Genomic DNA, 20066 nt, shown 5'->3' with positions numbered 1-20066 from the left:
ATCGAAGCCAAAGCATTGCGGAAGCTGCGCCACCCATCACGGTCAAAGCAATTAAAAGATTTCATGAGATAAACGAGGTTTTATTTTGGACACATATCATTTATCAAAACGATTAGCAAAAGCAGCCGCATATGTTCCTCAAGGGGCTCGGTTAGCTGACATTGGTTCTGACCATGCATATTTACCCGCAAATTTGGCAATTAATCATATAATTGACTATGGAGTTGCTGGCGAAGTCGTAAAGGGCCCGTATGAAAATGCGGTTCATGAAATTCAGCGTGAGCATTTGGAAGAAAAAATCTTTCCGCGCTTTGCTGATGGATTGAAAGCCATTGAAGATGATGATCAAATTGATACGATTACCATTTGCGGCATGGGTGGAACGTTGATTCGCAATATTTTGGAAAAAGATAAATCCAAGTTGCAAAATCATCCGTTATTGATTTTGCAACCAAATGTCGGAAGTAACGTTTTACGGCAATGGCTTCAAGCAAATCATTATCAGATCATGCATGAAGATATTCTTGAGGAAGATGATCACATCTACGAGATTATTGTTGCTAAATATGCTAGTCAGCCAATGCGATTAAGTTCTGAAGATCTCTTTTTCGGTCCGATTTTAAGACACCATCAAAATGATGCTTTTACGAAAAAATGGGAAAAGGAAATTGAAAAGAATAAAAAGGCAATTAGCCAAATGCAAAAGGCAACGAATCCGCCGACCCAGCGACTTGCTCAGTTAAAAAATGAGAACGAATTAATTAAAGAGGTGTTAGCCAATGGTAAAAGTTAAAGATATTGTTTCCCGGTTTGAAGAATTTGCACCAAAATGGATGGCTGAAGATGGTGATCCGGTTGGACTTCAGCTTGGTGATTTAAACCAAGAAGTTCACAAGATGATGGTCACGCTGGATGTGCGGCCAGAGACAGTTCAAGAAGCAATCGACCAACATGTTGATTTCATCTTTGCACATCATCCGGCAATGTTTCGGCCAGTCCAACCATTTGATTTGTCAATTCCGCAAAATCAAATGTATGCTGAATTGATCAAACATAACATTACAGTTTATGGGGCACATACTAACCTTGATAATGCTAATGGTGGAATGAATGATTGGTTAGCCGGTTTATTTGATCTTCAAGACACCATTCCAATGATGCCAACTCGGGAAGAAAAGATGTATAAACTTGCAGTCTTTACCCAATCAAATACGGCGGACTCAATGCGGCATGCGTTAAATGCTGCCGGAGCTGGTAATTTGGCTAACTATCGCGATTGTTCATACTCATTAACGGGCACTAGTCGCTTCATTCCACGCGATGATGAACATTCTTACAGTGGCGATGATAAGGATGAAATGGTCGAGGTTGTTCAAGAAAAAATCGAAGTTTTCTTCCCTGCACGAATTAAAGCTCAAGTTTTAAAGGCCATGAAGGATAATCATCCGCAAGAAGATTTCATGTATGATTTGAATGAAGTTAACGGCCTTGGTCAAGAATATGGTATGGGTCGGGTTGGTAATCTTCCTGAACCAATGACGGTTAAGGAATTTGCCCTTAAATGCGAAGAAGTCTTTGATATTCCAGGCGTCCGGGTTATTTCAAAGGACATTGATCAGAAAGTTCAACGCATTGCACTGCTTGGCGGTTCAGGCGCACGGTTCTATCCGCAAGCTTTAAGTAAAAATGCGGACCTATATCTGACTGGTGATGTATCGTACCATGTTGGCCATGATATCTTAGCTTCTGGAATGAGTGCTGTTGATGCGGGACATTATATTGAATCCGAATGCAAGCCGCATTTGACAAAGTTGTTCCAAAAGTGGAGTCAGGAAAATGATTGGCAAATTGACATTTATCAATCAAAATTAAATACAAATCCATATCAGTTTATGTAAAAATTGGGAGAGACCGTGACATAAGTCGCAGTCTTTTTGCTATATTCGCATAATTGGTTTTCAAAACAAGCTAGCTATTCATTCGCTTTTCTGCTTCATGTTAGAAAAGTTGACAATAAAAGAACAAAAACGGTATCATTAAACCATATTCAAATCAATTAAAGAAAGGCCTGAAAAAGATGGCAAAATATGAAAACTTAATTCCGCGTTTTGTTTCATATGTTAAGAAAAACACGCGGTCAGATGAAAATTCAACAACGATTCCATCAACCCAATCACAGGTTGAATTTGCAAAGGATTTAATGACTGAATTAAAGAAAATTGGAATGCAAAATGTCCGTTTGAATGATCAAAGCGGTTATGTTTTTGCAACATTACCAAGCAATCTTCCGGCAGGAAAAACTGCTAAGAAAGTCGGCTTTATTTCACACATGGATACGGCTGATTTCAATGCTGAAAATGTCCAACCGCAAATCATCGAAAACTATGATGGCGAATCAGATATCAAGTTAGGTGATACTGAATACTCATTATCACCAAAAGAATTTCCAAATTTGAAGAAGTCAAAGGGTCACACAGTGATTACAACAAGCGGAGATACTTTGCTTGGGGCAGATGATAAGTGCGGAATTGCTGATATTATGACAGCAATGGAATACTTGATCAACCATCCAGAAATTAAGCACGGTGAAATCGAAGTTGGCTTTGGTCCCGATGAAGAAATCGGAACGGGAGCTGACCACTTTGATACAAAGGATTTCGGGGCTGACATTGCATATACCGTTGATGGCGGTCCAATTGGTGAACTTGAATATGAAACATTCAACGCTGCCAGTGCGAAGATCACCTTTAAAGGAAAAGACGTTCACCCAGCAACCGCAAAAGGTGTGATGGTTAACGCTTTGAAGCTGGCAATGGAATTTGACCGTCAATTACCAGCTGACGAAGTTCCTGAAAAGACTGAAGGTCGCGAAGGATTCTTTCTCTTGCTTTCATTAGACGGTGCAATTGATGAAGCCCATGCAGCTTACATTATCCGCGATCACGACCGTGAAAAATTCGAACAACGCAAGCAAATGATGTTAGACATCGCTAAGAAGATGAATGATGAATTTGGTCAAGAACGTGTAATCATTGATATGAACGATCAATATTACAACATGCGTGAAGTCATCGAAAAGGACATGACAGTTGTTGACGTTGCTAAGAAGGCCATGGAAAACTTGGATATCAAGCCGGATATTTACCCAGTTCGTGGTGGAACAGACGGCTCAAAGATCTCATTCATGGGAATTCCAACACCTAACGTCTTCACTGGTGCAGACAACATGCACTCACGGTTTGAATTTGCCGATGTCAATACAATGGAAAAAGCAACAGACCTTGTAATTGAAATTGCAAAGTTGCTCGGTGAAGAGGCTGAATAGGTCATTTAAAATCGGAGAAAGATTTTAAAAAGATTGTGATTAAATATCACAATCTTTTTTTCATTAAATTTAAGGATTTACTTATAATTATTGAATATCTATGATGTTAAGATTATAATTGAAATGTTACCGATTAGAACGGAATGAGGTGTCATTTTGATTCAGGAAAAAAGAATTGAGCTAATTAAACAATTATTAGAAGAACGACAAGAACTCACAACAAAGGATATTATGGATGAATTCGACGTTTCTCAAGATACTGCACGGCGTGATATTGTGCTTCTCACGGAACGTGGGGAAGTTCGCCGGACTCACGGTGGAATTTTACCATTGGATTTTGGGCGCAGTGTCCCGAATTACCAAAGCCGGTTAGGACAATTTACCAAGGAAAAAACGCGGATCGCGATGGAGGCGTTAAAGTATTTTAAGCCGCATCACGTTTATTTTATTGGCTCCTCAACAATTTTATTGAAGACATGTCAGAATTTGAATATGGCCCTTACTGTTCACACGCACTCGCTTGATAATTGTATTGCGTTATCGGATCATAATAAAACAACGGTTAAGATTTCAAGTGGAACGCTTAACCATGAAAACCGTTATTTCTATTCAAATTTAGCGGTCAAGGAACTTCAAAATATCGTTTTTGATACGGCGTTTATTGCGGCTTCCGGGATCGATAAAAATGGCGTTTATTTGCTTGACCAAGGGGATGCTGAAATCGTCGGGGTTGCTGCTCAACAAGCGCGTAAAGTTGTTTTAGTTGCCGAACATCAAAAGTTCGTTAATAAATCATACTACCGGATCTGTCCGTTGGATATCATTTCAACGTTTATTACAGATCGAGAACCAACCGCTGAACAACGGAAAATGTTTAGTCCACATACACAGATTATTGTTGCAAATGGACGCTCGAAAAAGAAATCAAGTAAGAAATAATTAGAGGTAAGAACTTTGAACACGAAAGCTGAAAAACAACCAATCGGGGTAATGGATTCCGGTTTGGGAGGATTAAGTGTCCTTAAAGAGACCATTAAGTTGATGCCAAATGAAGATTATGTTTACTTTGGTGATTCCGCCAACGCACCATACGGGACTCGTACACCCAAAGAAGTTTATCAACTTACAAAAAACATTATTGAGATGTTTATCCATCAGTATAATGTCAAAGCAATCGTGATTGCTTGCAATACGGCAACCAGTGCGGCGGCAGCCCGACTACGTGAAGAATACGATTTGCCGATTATCGGATTGGAACCGGCAATTAAGCCAGCTGCAATCGACTATCCGCACGGAAAAATTATTGCAATGGCAACGGAATTGACATTGGCAGGAACCAAGTTTGAAAACCGGGTTCGGGAATTAGGTTCGAATGCGGAAATTATTAAGGTTCCGGCACCGGATATAGTTGAATACGTTGAGCACGGCGAACTTGATTCGGCCAATGTAAAAGGCTATTTACATCAAATTTTAGATGATAAGTTGCCCGTGAATGCCGTGGTTTTGGGATGTACCCATTTTCCGTTTGTTCAAGCAACGATTCAGGAAGTTGTTGGTCAGGATGTTGCAATTTATGATGGCAGTAATGGCGCTGCACGGCAATTAAAACATCAGTTGGAAATAATTCATAAATTGTCAACAACATCTGACAAAGGAACGGTCAGCTTAAATAACAGCGATCCATCACAAATCAAGTTAATGGAGAAACTGTTGGTTAAATAGAAGAGGTCCAGAATGAAAATTATTATTTCACCTGCCAAGCAAATGCAGGTCGATACTGATACCTTTGATGTTTTATCCGAACCGCAAATGCTGTCGCAAGCCGAAGAAATCATGAATTACATGAAATCGTTAACGACTGATGAACTCAAAAAGTTATGGCATACAAGCGACAAGTTATTTCAATTAAATGCCAAGCGGTTAAAGTCAATGGATCTGAAAAGTGAATATCAGACACCAGCGATTTTGGCGTTTTGTGGTTTGCAATATCAGTATATGGCACCGGATTTGTTTACGCAGTCTGCATTAGATTATATTCAACAAAACATGCGGATCCTCTCAAGTTTTTATGGGGTGTTGCGGCCATTTGACGGCGTTGTACCATACCGGCTTGAAATGAAAGCAAAGGCCCATGTTAATGGGACGCGGAATCTGCATCAATTTTGGAACCGAACTTGGTTTGATTTATTGACCAAGGATGATGATTTGATCATTAACTTAGCATCAAAAATGTATGCTCATCAAGTGGGTCGATATATGAAGAATACAAACGTTAAAATGATTTCATGTGTCTTTGGTTACTATAATGAACAAAAAAATAAAGTAATTCAAGATAATACTTATGCCAAAATGGCACGGGGTGAGATGGTTCGTTACATGGCTGAAAATAACATTCACGATTATCGTGAAATTGTTAATTTTAATGATTTCGGTTATCAGTACACCCCGCAATATTCTGATGATGAAAACTATATCTTTTTAAGAGATCCGAAACAGAAAAGGAAAAAATATGAAAATAATAATGCGTGATGGCGTTTATTTAGATTGTCATCGATACGGGAAAGGGCAACCGGTAATTTTAATTCATGGATTCGGTGGAATTCAGGAGATTTGGGTCAGTCAAATTAAATGGCTTATTAATCATGGTTATGAGGCAGTTGTTTACGATCAACGAAATCATGGGGCTTCGCAGTCAATTTCAGGAGCTTTACCGGTTATGGATTTAGTTTGTGATTTATACGATTTGATTAAGCAACTTAAATTGAAAAAGCCATTTTTAATCGGACATTCAATGGGAGCGGGAGTTGTATATGGCTTCTTAGGATTTTATCCCAACTTCAAATTAAGTGGCGCAATCGGCATTGATCAGCCACCGAAAATGTTAAATAATGAGGGATGGCCGTATGGTTTTTTAGATGCAACGGATGATAATTATCAGAAGACTTTATTGAAAAAAAGAAATATTCATGAGACGTTACATGGACTGGATGATGCAGTATGGGAACAATATTATCCTGCTAAAAAGCAGAAACCATTTCGCCTGAAAGAAAATATCAAATTGTTAGTTAGTGAAGCCCGTGCAGATTGGCGAAAAGCTTTAAAATATACGCAAGTCAATACTCTTTTACTAAGTTCAATTCAAAGCCCATTTTTTGATTATCACTTTGCAGAAGCAATCGAACGCACTAATCCACATCATATTCATGCGATGGCAATTGAGGGCGCAGGTCATGATATTCAGGCAGAAATCCCGGATAAATTTAACCAAATCATGAAAGCATTTTTGGAAGACCCTGCAACGTTTTAATTTACTTTTTAATCAACTGTGTTAAAATTCAACTGTTATAAATTTTCAAAGAAAAGGGTGGTAAGATGGCAGCTAAAATGAATGCGACATGTATCATTTGCGGAAAACACTATTCAGTGATGGAAGGTTTTTATCTGCGAAGTTTAGGTCGTGATTTAACTCAACAAATTAAGGAAAAATATGCGAATGTCAAGCCATCCTCATTTATTTGTTTAAATGACTTACAACATATTCGATTAAGTAACCTTGAGAAAATGATTAATGAAGATCTGGATTCTAATCGAAAAATCAATGATGCACTTGAAAAAAATTTAAATAGTAATCACTATGTTGTAAAAAATACTAATAATATGAAGTTGACGCGAGGACAGAAAATTGCGGACGCATTAGCGAAATATGCCGGAAGCTGGGGGTTTATTATTGCGTTTTGTATATTCTTATTTGTCTGGATGTCGGCTAATACTTTACATATTTTTGGCATTCATTTTGACCCTTACCCGTTTATCTTACTGAACTTGTTTTTGAGTTGTTTAGCAGCCTTGCAAGCACCAGTTATTATGATGAGTCAAAATCGACAAGCAGAACGTGATCGGTTCGATGCTGAGAATGACTATAAGACGAATCAAAAGACTGAAATGGAATTGCGAAACTTGCATAAAAAAGTCGACCAGTTGAATGAAGTTCAATGGCCGCATCTGCTTGATATTCAAAAAACAGAAATTGAAGTTTTAACGGAAATTGAATCAGAATTACAACAAATGAAAATTAAGCAGAATGAATTGATTAAGGCGCGACAACATCAGACACGACATCGTTCACGACAGTAAAGTAAGCCTTAATTTCTATCGATGATTGAATGTTTGATATTTACAGATAAGGCAAAATAATGTATGATACTATTGATTTTTTATTTATGTTTTATATAAACATAAGAAAAATCTAAAAAGAACAGCTGTTTATATATAAACTATCTCCAAGCTGTTCTTTTTTGTTAAGTTAATTTAAACTATATACTTTTATATAATTTTATGTAATAATCTAATTAAGATATTTAATATCTTATTTCTCTCTTTTATAAAAATCGTGAAGCAGCTTATCCCGTTTTAAGCTGTTTCTTTTTATGAAAATATCAGAAGGTTATTTTGTTAATTGGATGGAATTAATAAATTTATATATTTGAAAGTGCTTTTGTTATGATATTTAGAACGAATATTGTATACTTAAAGTGTAATCAAGGAGGGATTGGATTATGAATAAAGATTATAAAGAATTAATTTCTGACTTGACAGCCGATGTTGAACATATCAATAAACGGATTAAGGAACTTGACAACATCACTGATAAGGAAGACTTACCTGAAGATGAAATGGAATTGATTGACCGTCAAGAAACAGCCATGAAGAATTATGCTGATATTATGATGGAACGGATTGAATTATACAAAACGCGTGATTAATATTAGTATTTAAAGATAAAAAAGTAAGCTTCTAATTATTAGAAGCTTATTTTTTTATTTAAAATTTTTGATAATTACTTCTTCGCTTTTGATGAAGAAAAATATACTTTATGGCTTCGTGGAAATTCTCTTCCAAACGAAGTTTTGATTTGACGTTTAGCATTTTAATCATTGAGTTCGATATCAAGTTCTTTGTAACCAGTTTCAATCAACCGGGCTGAATCTTCCGTTAGTTTGATGGTTACTGAGCGATCTTTTTTAAAAGTATAAAATTCAAGCAGGTCAAACCGTCTTTTCTTTAAATTGGTAACCGCTGTTTTCTGGGCCTGTTTTAATTCGACTAATTTCATCTCGTATTACTTCCCACCTAAAAAATGTTCTAAATCATGCGTAAAGTCTGCTTTTACAATATTGGTCGTTAAGTAGACGATTTTAACCTGATTCTCATCCCGAATAAACGCTACCCGCACTGGTGGTAATTGAGGGGGATTAACGCGGCATTCGTAACATTTATTGCCTTCAACTTCGATCCGAGTTGCAAGTTTAACCTTCGCGAAGTCCGTGTCCATTTGCCGGGTTAGTTGTTTTTCAATTGTTTTTTTGATTATCTTTTCTTGGTGCCGGTAAGTTTTGAAAACCTTGCGACATCCTTTTGAATCATAGCTGAATTGATAACTTGCCATGAAAATCCTTCCTTTATTAACTGATACTTCAATTTTAGCATTGATTGTAAAATTTAACTATTGATACCTCTTTTTGAGCAATAAGGCTTTTTAATAACATAATTGAAAATTTTCAATTAAAATGGAAATGAAAGTAGGGAAAATTAATGAATAATTTATTGAATCAAATCAAAATACTTACTGAACAAGTAAGTCAGAAATGGAATGAAACGGATAGCCTTGTGAGTCAAACCGTTACTCAAATGGCCAAATTGAACTTGGAATTAACGGAAAATTTTTTTGAATTGCTTGAAAAAGGCTATCCGATTGCTGCCCGTATTGTTGCTCGCCCAGTTTATGAACGGAGCATGTTTTTACAATACATTTTACACGATCGACGGGAAATTAGCTCACGTGCGTTGTTATTTTACCATTCGAGTCGATTACGGCAGTATTTATGGCTAGGATACATTTTACGCGATCCAGAATCATTTAAAAGTTATCCTAAGGAATATAAAGAATTTCAACAGCAAAATCAAAAAGTGATCCGCAGTCAAAAAATATCGTTAAAAAAATGGGTTAGCAACCAAATTGAAAATGAAAAGCAAGCATTTAATCGAATTGAAGAACTGGTTAAATACTGTGACATTCAGCATTTCGATAAAGATGAACGGCGGAAAACATGGTATCGGGTTGATCCAGAAATTTATGGAGGAAAGTTGAAAATTTCAACGTTATCTGATGTTTCCAAATATGTGTTAAATGATCAGCAAAACTACTATTATAATTTATTTTATGGGATTGACTCGTTATTTACACATGGGTATTTAATTGCGGATCTGCTTGATTCCCAAGTCAATGAATTTAAAGTGGCATTATTAAATATGTGCTTAGGTAACCTTAATGCTCTGGCTAAATTTCTTGAACTTGAAGATTCACAAACTCAGCAATTAAAGTTACTTAACCGTAAAGTTAAGCAATTACGATTAGCTAAAATGCCAATGAATTTGGATGAATTGAAAGCTAATATCGATGATCAGCAATTAGCTGCTAAATTTAAAGCTCAAGTTCAACAAAACTTTGACGCTTATCAGTATTTAGCAACGCATCGACATAATTATGCCTTGCATGTTCTTTTGCGAACAATTAATGAGCAAATTATGAGTTGGAAGTGGATGAATGCCAATTATCCAGAAAAAAGAATTAAGATGTTTACTTTAACAAGTCAAATTCAGACAATTTCTGATTTATATCGGCTAAGTGTTCCGAATTCTGCGGAACAAGATACGCTTTCACATTTGCGGCGTGATAAGAAAGATGAGTATGACGAACTTGCCCAGGATTTAATGCGTGAACGAACCTATCGGCGAGATAAACAAAAACGACGCTGGTTTGTGCTTGAAAGTGATGAGCAAACAGTTCATTCAATGCATCAATTAGAACACGTTATTTTAAAATCAGAAGGGGAATTTGCTTATTTATTTGCAAATGGCTTCTTGTCAGTGCATGTTCATGGAATAAACCTTGAATTACCATATATCTTGAATAAAAAGTCCGTCTTTTTATTAGGGGGGGTTGATGAAACTCAAACGTGTCATCAAGTCGTTCAAAAGTTATGGCAGTTATTTCAATTGAAAGAAGATTAAAAATGAAAGTTGTTAGTCGAACGGCGGTTAAGGTTCAACTTGAAAAAAGCTTTAAAGCTTATTCGAGTTGTCATGCAACATTAACAAATTACAAACAAGATCGGCGGATTGATATTATTAAAAATAAAAACGACTTTGTTTATCGTGAAAATGGATTTGAACGGATTCATAAAAAGAATCTGAATAAGGCAAAGATTATGAATCTTGTTCAGAAACAAATGGAAGTTGAATTTCCTAACAGTAAGAAAATTTACTATTTAATTAAATAGTTAAAAAGGATTGAGAAAGGACTCAATCCTTTTTTATTGTTTTGTAAATTAAATTATGCTAGATAAATTATTCAATAAGTGTCAAAATATTAAGTAAAATATTTTTATGAGAGGAGTTACTTTATGATTCGAATTTTAGCGAAGTCAATTCGCGAGAATAAAAAATATTCGATTATTGTACCTTTTTTAGTTTTATACGAATCGTTAGCGGGTGCAATTGTCCCATTTTTAATGGGAAATTTAATTGACCAAGGGATAACGAAAGAAAACTGGTCATATATTTGTAAGTTAGGAACAATTTTACTTTTAATTGCAATTTCAGCAATTATTTCTGGAACGACTGCGAGCTAGTTGGCAGGAAAGGCAGCTGCTGGCTTTTCTAAAAATTTAAGACATGATTTGTTTTACCACATTCAAAAATTTTCATTTGAAAATATTGATCGATTTTCAAGTGCAAGTCTCGTTACACGGTTAACGACAGATACAAATAACTTGCAGCAGGCATATCAAGGAATGTTACGTATTGCGGTGCGTGCGCCAGCAGTGATTATTTTTTCATTTGTAATGGCTTTTATCGTTAGTGCGAAAATATCATTAATTTTTGTGGTCGTATTACCAATTTTAGGAATTGGTTTAATTACCATTGTAAAAAAAGCGCGTCCTTTTTTTCATCAAGTATTTCAACGTTATGATGTTTTAAATCAAGTCATTCGTGAAGATGTTCGGGGAATTCGGGTTGTTAAGTCATACGTTCGGCAAAAGAATGAAAACCAAAAATTTGATAATGCAGCTAATGGAATTTATGATGTTTTTTTGAAAGCTCAGCAAACAATGGCTCTTAATGCACCATTGATGCAATTAATCGTTAATGCAACGATGCTTTTACTTTGCTGGTTTGGGGCCAAAATGATCGTTGGCAATCAACTGCAAGATGGTCAGTTAGTCAGCATGTTTTCATATACGATGCAAATCTTAATGAATTTAAATATGCTTTCAATGATTTTTAATCAGTTATCTATGGCAGAAGCATCGGCTTCACGAGTCGTTCGCGTTTTAAAAGCGGAACCATCAATCAAATCGCCTCAAAATGGAATTCAAACTGTTCAAGATGGTACGGTTGATTTTGACCATGTTAGTTTTAGCTATGATCATGAAAATTTACAACTTAAAGATATTAATTTACATCTTAAAGCCGGAGAAACCCTTGGAATCATTGGGAAAACTGGCTCAGGGAAATCAACTTTAGTTTCGTTACTCCCGCGTTTATATGATGTAACTTCGGGAAAAGTTGCTTTAGGCGGAATCAATGTTAAAGATTATGATTTAAAAACCCTCCGTGATAATGTTTCCGTTGTTCTTCAAAATAATGTTTTATTTTCAGGAACCGTTAAAGAAAATCTTAAATGGGGAAATTCGCAAGCAACGGATGCTCAAATTGTTCAAGCATGTAAGTGGGCTCATGCAGATGAATTTATTCAAGAGCTCCCTCAAGGGTATGATACACCACTTGAACAAAATGGAACGAATGTTTCTGGTGGCCAAATGCAACGGCTTTGTATTGCGCGAGCACTTTTAAAAAATCCTCAGGTTTTGATTTTAGATGATTCAACAAGTGCGGTTGATACCAACACGGATGCTGAAATTCGGAAAGCATTTCGGGAGGATTTGCCGCAGATTACAAAAATTATTATTAGTCAGCGAATTTCATCGATTTCAGATGCTGATCAAATTATTGTACTTGATCACGGCGAGATTACCGCTCAAGGAACTCATCAAGAATTATTAAAATCTAGCAAACTTTATCATGATATTTATGAATCACAGAATTATCAAGGAGGGATGGAACGTGGCTAAACCGATTCGTGAACGGGGAACATTGAAGGAAAATTTACCAACGTTAAAGCGGCTTTTAAAGTTAATTTTAACATCTCATCCGGTAATTTTATGGACAGCTTTTATCGGAATTATAATTAATGCCGCTGCCGGCGTTGTTGGTTCCTTATTTATTCAACGTTTATTTGACGACTATATCACTCCTTTAGTAAAAAGCAGTAACCCTAATTTTATCCATTTGATTCATGCAATTGTGATTATGGGGGGAATATATTTAGTAGGAGTTTTAACGGCCGGTTTGTATACTCAATTAATGGCAATTTTGGCACAGAAGATTCAACTAAGTTTACGAAAGCAAATGTTTTTACATATGCAAACGTTGGCTATTAGTTATTTTGATCAAAACGATTTTGGCGATTTAATGAGCCGGTTTACAAATGATATTGATGCTTTGCTTCAAATGATAATGCAAAGTTTTCCTCAATTTGTGAGTGCGATTTTCAGCATTGTCTTCGTAACAGCAGGGATGATCTACTTGAGTCCATTTTTGACGATTGTTTCGTTGATGATTTTTGCAATCAGCATTATTTTCTTAAATTTCCTAAGTAAACGGAGTTCAAAATACTTTAATCAACAGCAACGAACCATTGGGGCATTGGATGCTCAAATCGAAGAAATCTTAAATGGACAAAAGGTCGTTAAGGTCTTTTCGCATGAGCCTCAAGTTGAAACGCAGTTTGACCAATTAAATGACAATTGGGCTGAAGCCTCAGGTAAAGCTAATGGCTATGCCACGATGCTGTTTCCGTTTATGGGAAATTTAGGTACGGTTTTATATGTATTAATTGCAATCGTTGGAGGATTCCTAGTATTAAAAGGATCTTCATCGCTGACATTGGGAACGATTGCGGCTTTCTTGCAATTAAGCCGTTCATTTAGTCGTCCAATTGCGCAAATTTCACAACAATTAAATAATATTATTTTGGCACTTGCTGGAGGAAAACGGATTTTTGAGTTACTTGATGCTCATCCAGAAAGTGATCAAGGAACCGTTGACTTGATTCGTGTTAAAAATGAAAATGGAAAATTAATTGAAACTTCAGATTTAAAGCATGATGAATGGGCATGGAAAGATAATAGTCGGTATGTTCCATTAAAGGGGAATGTTCAATTTAAGAATGTTGATTTTGGTTATACCAAAGATCAATTAATTCTTCATGATGTTAATTTAAATGTTAAAGCTGGGCAAAAGGTAGCATTGGTTGGACCGACTGGTGCGGGAAAAACAACAATTACGAGTATGTTAAACCGATTTTACGACATTGATCATGGAGAAATCACATACGATGGAATCAACATTCAGCGTATAAAAAAAGATGCGCTGCGCCGATCCTTAGGAATTGTTTTACAACAGACCAATCTTTTCAGTGGAACGATAATGGATAATATTCGTTATGGGAGATTAGATGCGACAGATGCTGAAGTCATCGCATCCGCTAAATTGGCTAATGCCGATTCATTTATTCGAGAATTAGCTGATGGCTATCAAACCGTTATAACAGGCGACGGCTCTGATTTATCGCAAGGCCAACGTCAGATGCTCTCGATTGCACGTGCGGCGCTTGCTGATCCGCCAGTAATGATCTTAGATGAAGCAACCTCAAGTATCGATACTCAAACAGAGCGGAAGGTGCAAGCAGCTATGGATAATTTAATGAACAGCCGCACAAGTTTTGTAATCGCTCACCGGTTATCAACGATTTTCAATGCTGACTTGATTGTAGTTGTTGAAAATGGGAGAATTATTGAACAGGGAAGTCATGAAGAATTAATTGCACAACGCGGTAAGTATTTCCAATTGTATACTGGAACGTTGACTTTAGAGTAAATCATTAAGAAGGGGATTTGTTGAAATGAAGGATTATCGAATTGAAGCAGATACACTTGGGGATGTTAAAATTCCAAAAGAAGCGTTATGGGGACCGCAAACGGAACGCAGTCGTCATAATTTCCCAACTGGCGAATTAATGCCATTGCCGGTTATTAAAGCAATGTTGAATATTAAAAAGGCTGCAGCCCTTGCTAATTTTGAACAGGGAAACATCGAAAAAGCAAAGACTGATATAATCGTCAAGGCAGTTGATACTTTATTGGCTCAATCGGATGACGAATTACGGCAGGAATTTCCGCTGCATGTTTATCAAACAGGCTCGGGAACCCAAACAAATATGAATGTCAATGAAGTGATTGCCCACCAAGCAGCCAAGATTGACGACTCAATTGAAATTTTGCCAAATGATGATGTTAACCGAAGCCAAAGTTCGAATGATACGTTTCCAACTGCAATGAATATTGCAGCGATTGAAAGTGTTAATGAACTTCAAAAAGCAACGCGTCACTTAATCAAAATTCTTGATCAAAAGCAACGTGAATTTTGGAATGTTGTTAAAATTGGACGCACGCACTTACAAGATGCAACTCCGTTGACCTTTGGGCAAGAAGTAAGCGGATGGAAGAGTATGCTTCAGCATGATTCAGAATATCTAGCCGTGTTAAAGCCAACGCTTAATGAACTTGCTATTGGTGGAACAGCTGTTGGAACCGGGTTAAATACTCCGGCTGGTTTTGCTGATCAAATCACAAAACATTTAAATATGATTTATGGTGGAAATTTGACCGCAAAATCAAATAAGTTTTATGGATTAGCTGCTCATTCAGGAATTGATGCGGTGCATGGTGCCATTAAGACGCTTGCGAGTGATTTATTGAAAGTTGCCAATGATGTCCGTTTTCTTGCAAGCGGACCTCGCGCAGGTTATAACGAGTTGAATATTCCGGCTAATGAACCAGGCTCATCAATTATGCCAGGAAAAGTTAATCCTACTCAAGCAGAAGCTATTACGATGGCTGCAACGCGTGTGATGGGGAATGATACGACGATTACAGTCGCTTGTTCACAGGGAAATTTTGAAATGAACGTTTATAAACCAGTCATTATTGCTTCGTTTTTAGAATCATGTGAAATTTTAACCGGCACGATCATGGGATTTGCAGATAAAATGGTTGCAGGTTTAACAATTAACCAAGAACGGATGCAAGCTTTTGTTGACCATTCATTAATGACGGTGACGGCTTTATCGCCACATATTGGGTATCATGCCAGTGCTGAGATTGCGCAATTAGCTGAACGTGAAAACCTGACTTTGCGTGAGGCCGCATTGAAGTCTGGTAAAGTGACGGCTGAACAGTTTGATCAATGGGTCGATCCGTTGAAGATGACGAATTATGATAAATAAAAATTGAATTAAGTTAATAATGGAATTTATCAATAATCATTGAGAAGTATAAAAATGACAAGGTTCTTGACCTTGCCATTTTTTTATCTTTATTTAGTTTAATTCATATATTCCCGGGTCATCGGCATGTTGATTCCGCTTGGTCCTTTGGTTAATTGGAATTGCATGACATCAATGTTACCGGCTTCAAATGATGCGGCACATGCTTGCAGGTACAGATCCCACATTCGTGTAAATCGTTCACCCATTTTAGCAACGATTTCTTCACGATGAGCATTAAAGTTTTTATCCCAAATTTCAAGTGTTTTTTGGTAATGCCGCCGTAAACTTTCAAGATCTGATAGTTGAAGTTGTGCTTCTACGATATCTGTCATGTTTTCAACTAAGCCGGGAATGTATCCGCCAGGAAAGATGTATTTATCAAGCCAGGCATTTGAAGCTCCGCCTTGTTGACGGGTAATTCCATGGATTAAAGCGATTCCGTCGTTCTTCAAGTATTTGTTAACGATCTTAAAATAGCGGGGAAGTTCAGCGTGTCCCACGTGTTCAAACATTCCAACACTTGTAATGTAGTCAAATGGTTCGTGTTTTAATTCTCGATAGTCTTCAAGAATTACTTCTGCTTGTCCTTCAAGTCCCAGATGTTTGATTTGCTGGTTAACATAGTCGTATTGTTCTTTACTTAAAGTAATTCCTGTAACTTTAAGATTGTATTCTTTAGCAGCCGTTAACATCAATGTTCCCCAGCCACAACCAATATCAAGCATTGTTTTACCTGGTTGCGGATTTAGTTTCTTTAAAATGTGATGAACCTTATTCATCTGTGCTTGTTCCAAGGTATCACTTGATTTTTCAAAATAAGCACATGAATAAGTCATGGTTGAGTCTAACCATAATTTGTAAAAGTCATTTCCAATGTCGTAATGGCTTTGAATGTCAGCTTTATTCTTATTTTCAGAATGATCTTGGTGAGGGTGGTACTTCTTCAGTTTGGCACTGCGTAAAAAACTGCCTTCTGAGCGATATGCAGAGGCAATGATTTTTTGAATCGAGCCTTGAATATCGATAATGCCATCCATATATGCTTCGCCAAGACAGACAGATGGATTTTTAATAAGTTCCTTTATGGAAATATTATCTCTGAAGGTAATTTCAGCTTCAGGAGTTCCATCGCCACCGTATTGTTTGCTTGAACCGTCAGCATAGTTGACTTTGACTGGAAAGTCAAAGGAATGCTTCAAAATGGTTTTAAAAAGCATGCTATCAAGCATATAAATGCCCCCAATATATAATAATTTACGATTATAGGTAAAAAGATATACCTAATAGTTGAAATTTTAACATTCTTATCACTAAGATACAAATTAACCATTTTAATTTAAAATTCTTTTGCAATTTATTTTATTTGTGATTAGAATACAATAGTACACTTAAATAGTTACAATTCATTCCCGATAGGATTCACGTTTGTGAAGATGCCTTGTAACCATTTAAAATTATTAATTCAAATGGGGGACGTATTTTATGTCAGAAAAATATTTATTTACTTCAGAATCAGTATCTGAAGGCCATCCGGATAAGATTGCTGATCAAATCAGCGATGGTATCTTAGATGCTGTTTTAAAACAAGACCCTAAAGCGCGGGCAGCCATTGAAACGACGGTCACAACGGGGTTAGTTGTTGTTGTTGGCGAAATGTCGACTTCCGCATATGTTGATATCCAAAAGATTGCGCGGCAAACGATCAATGATATTGGTTACGTTGACGGTAAGTTTGGGTTTGACGGTGATTCTTGTGCAGTCTTAACGGCCATTGATGAACAATCACCTGATATTGCTCAAGGGGTCGATGAATCCATTGAACGGCGTGAAGGCGATCAAGATGAATTTGATGAAATTGGCGCTGGCGACCAAGGAATGATGTTTGGTTACGCCATTAATGAAACACCAGAATTAATGCCAATGCCGTTAATGTTAAGTCATAAGTTAATGCGTAAACTTGCAGAGATTCGCAAGAATGGCATTTTGACTTACCTTGGACCAGATGCCAAGGCGCAAGTAACGGTTGAATATGATGAGAATCATAAACCGAAACGTGTTGATACGGTCGTCCTTTCAACGCAACATTTAGCAGATGCTTCGCTTGAACAAATTCGGAAAGATGTAATCGAAAAGGTTATTAAAAAGGTTATTCCAGCTGATTTATTAGATGATCAAACAAAGATTTACGTTAATCCAACTGGACGGTTCGTAATCGGCGGGCCTCACGGAGACTCAGGACTAACAGGACGGAAGATCATTGTTGATACATACGGTGGCGCAGCTCATCACGGCGGTGGCGCTTTCTCCGGAAAGGATGCAACGAAGGTTGATCGTTCTGCAAGTTATGCTGCGCGTTACATTGCTAAGAATATCGTTGCTGCCGGTTTCGCTGATGAAGTTGAAATCCAACTTGCATACGCGATTGGGGTTGCTCGCCCAGTTTCAATTTCAGTGAATACGTTCGGCACTGGAAAAGTCAGTGAAGACAAGTTGGTGGCTGCAATCCGGAAAGTCTTTGATTTGCGTCCGGCTGGAATCATCAAAATGTTAGACCTGCGTCGGCCAATTTACAAGCAAACAGCTGCTTACGGTGCATTCGGTCGGGATGACCTTGATCTTCCATGGGAAAAGACAGATAAGGTCGATGAATTAAAGCAAGTAATCGCTAACGAAAAATAATTAATTTGACAATCGCTCAAATGGCAAGTATACTGAATGACAGTTTAAAAGAGTCCTTTAATTTGGTCCTGTGAGGCCACAAAAGACAGTTCGGTTTTATTTGCATAAAGTAAATTTAGAAGATAGCTTTTGTGTATCACAGGATATGCAAAGGCTATTTTTATTTAGGAGGAAGTTTTATGGCAGAGAAAAAACACGATGTTGTTTTAGATGTCAATGAGCGGCCTAAACCAGGCCAGTGGATTGGACTTTCAATTCAACATATGTTTTCCATGTTTGGTTCAACCGTTTTGGTTCCAATTTTAGTTGGACTAAATCCAGGAATCGCCTTATTCAGTTCCGGCGTTGGAACGTTGATGTATATCCTGATTACGAAGGGTAAGATTCCCGCATATATGGGATCAAGCTTTTCATTTATTGTGCCAATGGTTGCCTTAATGAAGACGGTTGGTTATCCAGGAATTGCTCAAGGAACGATTGCTGTTGGCTGTGTCTATCTGATTGTTTCATTAATTGTAAGCAAAATCGGTTCTGACTGGATCGATCGCATTTTACCGCCAATTGTTGTCGGCCCAATCATTATGGTAATCGGATTATCACTTGCTGGAACGGCTGCAAAAGATGCAACGCTCAATGCCGCTGGTCACTATGATTTGCGCTATTTCTTGGTTGCATTGTTGACCCTGATGATTACGATCTTCTTTAACATGTACCTCAAAGGGTTCATGGGATTGATTCCAATTCTTTTAGGAATCGTCTTCGGCTACGGAATTGCATGCTTATTCGGCTTGGTCAACTTTGCGCCAATTGCCAAGGCGCACTGGATCAGCTTGCCAGCATTTCAGATTCCATTTGTGACATATCACCCGCATATTTTCTGGGGCGCAATTTTGAGTATGGCACCAATTGCATTCGTCACAATGACCGAACACATGGGGCACATTATGGTCTTGAATGAATTAACTGATCGGGATTTCTTCAAAGATCCAGGATTAAACCATACGCTTGCCGGTGATGGGACAGCATCAATTATCGCCGGACTTGTAGGTGGCCCGCCTGTTACAAGTTACGGTGAAAACATTGGGGTACTTGCAATCACTAAGGTTCACAGTGTTTACGTTCTTGGTGGGGCTGCGTTATTCGCAATCCTGTTCAGTTTTATCGGAAAGTTAAGTGCATTGATCCAATCAATTCCAAGTCCGGTAATCGGTGGGATTTCATTCTTGCTCTTCGGGGTAATTGCTTCAAACGGATTAAAAGTTTTGATTGATAATAACGTTGATCTGGGAAAGAAACGCAACTTAATGATTGCTTCAACGATTCTCGTAATCGGAATTGGCAATGCTTATCTTCAACTTGGACAATATCAATTTTCAGGATTAGCCGTTGCTTCTGTAATTGGCGTTATTTTGAACCTAATTTTACCGAATAAAGCAAATAGCGAAAAAGAAGTTGAAGCCAAAGCGGCTAAACACAATGATTAAAAATTAAATTGGAACTTACCAATTAATAAAATTAAACGAATAATTTTAGATATTAGAACTGATTTAC

The 20066-nt window shown here is 37.2% G+C and carries 20 protein-coding genes and 1 riboswitch; of the genes, 17 read left to right on the top strand and 3 right to left on the bottom strand.

Annotated features, from left to right (window positions below; all coding sequences use genetic code 11):
* Nucleotides 1-85: 85 nt before the first annotated feature.
* The 9 genes from FC64_RS06595 to FC64_RS06555 all read left to right on the top strand — a co-directional run bounded on the left by FC64_RS06595 (nt 86) and on the right by FC64_RS06555 (nt 8088).
* Complete coding sequence (locus FC64_RS06595) at nt 86-793, top strand: tRNA (adenine(22)-N(1))-methyltransferase (protein WP_057907105.1); 708 nt, start codon at nt 86-88, stop codon at nt 791-793.
* Nucleotides 780-1898, top strand: coding sequence for a Nif3-like dinuclear metal center hexameric protein (locus FC64_RS06590; protein WP_057907104.1), 1119 nt, complete (start codon nt 780-782; stop codon nt 1896-1898). The genes FC64_RS06595 and FC64_RS06590 overlap by 14 nt, the downstream gene beginning before the upstream one ends.
* A 179-nt stretch (nt 1899-2077) precedes the next feature.
* Nucleotides 2078-3325, top strand: a complete 1248-nt coding sequence (gene pepT, locus FC64_RS06585) for a peptidase T (protein ID WP_057907103.1) — start codon at nt 2078-2080, stop codon at nt 3323-3325.
* Between the two features lie 156 nt (nt 3326-3481).
* Nucleotides 3482-4264 carry a DeoR/GlpR family DNA-binding transcription regulator gene (locus tag FC64_RS06580; RefSeq protein ID WP_057907102.1) on the top strand — a complete coding sequence of 261 codons (783 nt, stop codon included), beginning with the start codon at nt 3482-3484 and terminating at the stop codon, nt 4262-4264.
* Nucleotides 4265-4279: 15 nt separating this feature from the next.
* Complete coding sequence (gene murI / locus FC64_RS06575; protein ID WP_235804847.1) at nt 4280-5047, top strand: glutamate racemase; 768 nt, start codon at nt 4280-4282, stop codon at nt 5045-5047.
* 12 nt (nt 5048-5059) lie between these two features.
* Complete coding sequence (gene yaaA, locus FC64_RS06570; RefSeq protein ID WP_057907101.1) at nt 5060-5854, top strand: peroxide stress protein YaaA; 795 nt, start codon at nt 5060-5062, stop codon at nt 5852-5854.
* Nucleotides 5835-6632: an alpha/beta fold hydrolase gene (locus tag FC64_RS06565; RefSeq protein WP_057907100.1), complete on the top strand. Its 798-nt coding sequence runs from the start codon at nt 5835-5837 to the stop codon at nt 6630-6632. The genes yaaA and FC64_RS06565 overlap by 20 nt, the downstream gene beginning before the upstream one ends.
* 65 nt (nt 6633-6697) lie before the next feature.
* Nucleotides 6698-7459 carry a DUF1003 domain-containing protein gene (locus tag FC64_RS06560; RefSeq protein ID WP_057907099.1) on the top strand — a complete coding sequence of 254 codons (762 nt, stop codon included), beginning with the start codon at nt 6698-6700 and terminating at the stop codon, nt 7457-7459.
* Nucleotides 7460-7881: 422 nt separating this feature from the next.
* Nucleotides 7882-8088 carry a crAss001_48 related protein gene (locus FC64_RS06555; RefSeq protein ID WP_057907098.1) on the top strand — a complete coding sequence of 69 codons (207 nt, stop codon included), beginning with the start codon at nt 7882-7884 and terminating at the stop codon, nt 8086-8088.
* A 164-nt stretch (nt 8089-8252) separates the two neighbouring features.
* Here the strand turns inward: FC64_RS06555 and FC64_RS06550 are convergent, their stop codons facing one another.
* Both FC64_RS06550 and FC64_RS06545 read right to left on the bottom strand, forming a co-directional pair.
* Nucleotides 8253-8438 (bottom strand): hypothetical protein, encoded by a 186-nt coding sequence (locus FC64_RS06550; protein WP_057907097.1) that lies wholly within the window; start codon nt 8436-8438, stop codon nt 8253-8255.
* Between the two features lie 6 nt (nt 8439-8444).
* Nucleotides 8445-8771, bottom strand: coding sequence for a hypothetical protein (locus FC64_RS06545; RefSeq protein ID WP_057907096.1), 327 nt, complete (start codon nt 8769-8771; stop codon nt 8445-8447).
* 146 nt (nt 8772-8917) lie between these two features.
* Here FC64_RS06545 and FC64_RS06540 point away from each other — a divergent pair, with 146 nt between their 5' ends.
* The 6 genes from FC64_RS06540 to FC64_RS06520 all read left to right on the top strand — a co-directional run bounded on the left by FC64_RS06540 (nt 8918) and on the right by FC64_RS06520 (nt 15794).
* Nucleotides 8918-10396, top strand: a complete 1479-nt coding sequence (locus FC64_RS06540) for a DUF5677 domain-containing protein (RefSeq protein ID WP_057907095.1) — start codon at nt 8918-8920, stop codon at nt 10394-10396.
* Nucleotides 10397-10398: 2 nt separating this feature from the next.
* Nucleotides 10399-10665 (top strand): hypothetical protein, encoded by a 267-nt coding sequence (locus FC64_RS06535; protein ID WP_057907094.1) that lies wholly within the window; start codon nt 10399-10401, stop codon nt 10663-10665.
* Nucleotides 10666-10788: 123 nt separating this feature from the next.
* Nucleotides 10789-11016 (top strand): 6TM ABC transporter family protein, encoded by a 228-nt coding sequence (locus FC64_RS07490; protein ID WP_235804846.1) that lies wholly within the window; start codon nt 10789-10791, stop codon nt 11014-11016.
* Nucleotides 11017-12519 carry an ABC transporter ATP-binding protein gene (locus tag FC64_RS06530; protein ID WP_235804845.1) on the top strand — a complete coding sequence of 501 codons (1503 nt, stop codon included), beginning with the start codon at nt 11017-11019 and terminating at the stop codon, nt 12517-12519.
* Nucleotides 12512-14386 (top strand): ABC transporter ATP-binding protein, encoded by a 1875-nt coding sequence (locus FC64_RS06525; RefSeq protein ID WP_235804844.1) that lies wholly within the window; start codon nt 12512-12514, stop codon nt 14384-14386. The genes FC64_RS06530 and FC64_RS06525 overlap by 8 nt, the downstream gene beginning before the upstream one ends.
* 25 nt (nt 14387-14411) lie before the next feature.
* Nucleotides 14412-15794 (top strand): class II fumarate hydratase, encoded by a 1383-nt coding sequence (locus tag FC64_RS06520; RefSeq protein WP_057907093.1) that lies wholly within the window; start codon nt 14412-14414, stop codon nt 15792-15794.
* A gap of 98 nt (nt 15795-15892) precedes the next feature.
* Here the strand turns inward: FC64_RS06520 and FC64_RS06515 are convergent, their stop codons facing one another.
* Nucleotides 15893-17065 carry an SAM-dependent methyltransferase gene (locus FC64_RS06515; protein WP_057907092.1) on the bottom strand — a complete coding sequence of 391 codons (1173 nt, stop codon included), beginning with the start codon at nt 17063-17065 and terminating at the stop codon, nt 15893-15895.
* Nucleotides 17066-17227: 162 nt separating this feature from the next.
* A riboswitch (SMK box riboswitch) is annotated at nt 17228-17321 on the top strand.
* Here FC64_RS06515 and metK point away from each other — a divergent pair.
* Together metK and FC64_RS06505 are read left to right on the top strand one after the other, a co-directional pair.
* Nucleotides 17319-18515: a methionine adenosyltransferase gene (gene metK, locus FC64_RS06510; protein ID WP_057907091.1), complete on the top strand. Its 1197-nt coding sequence runs from the start codon at nt 17319-17321 to the stop codon at nt 18513-18515. It overlaps the preceding riboswitch by 3 nt.
* Before the next feature lie 179 nt (nt 18516-18694).
* Entirely contained in the window at nt 18695-19999 is a 1305-nt protein-coding gene (locus tag FC64_RS06505; RefSeq protein WP_057907090.1) for a uracil-xanthine permease family protein, read from the top strand.
* Nucleotides 20000-20066 lie beyond the last annotated feature (67 nt).

Origin of the sequence: Ligilactobacillus araffinosus DSM 20653 (assembly GCF_001435375.1) — a bacterium.
In the GTDB taxonomy this organism is placed as follows: domain Bacteria; phylum Bacillota; class Bacilli; order Lactobacillales; family Lactobacillaceae; genus Ligilactobacillus; species Ligilactobacillus araffinosus.
This window is presented reverse-complemented; position numbering and strand designations above follow the sequence as displayed.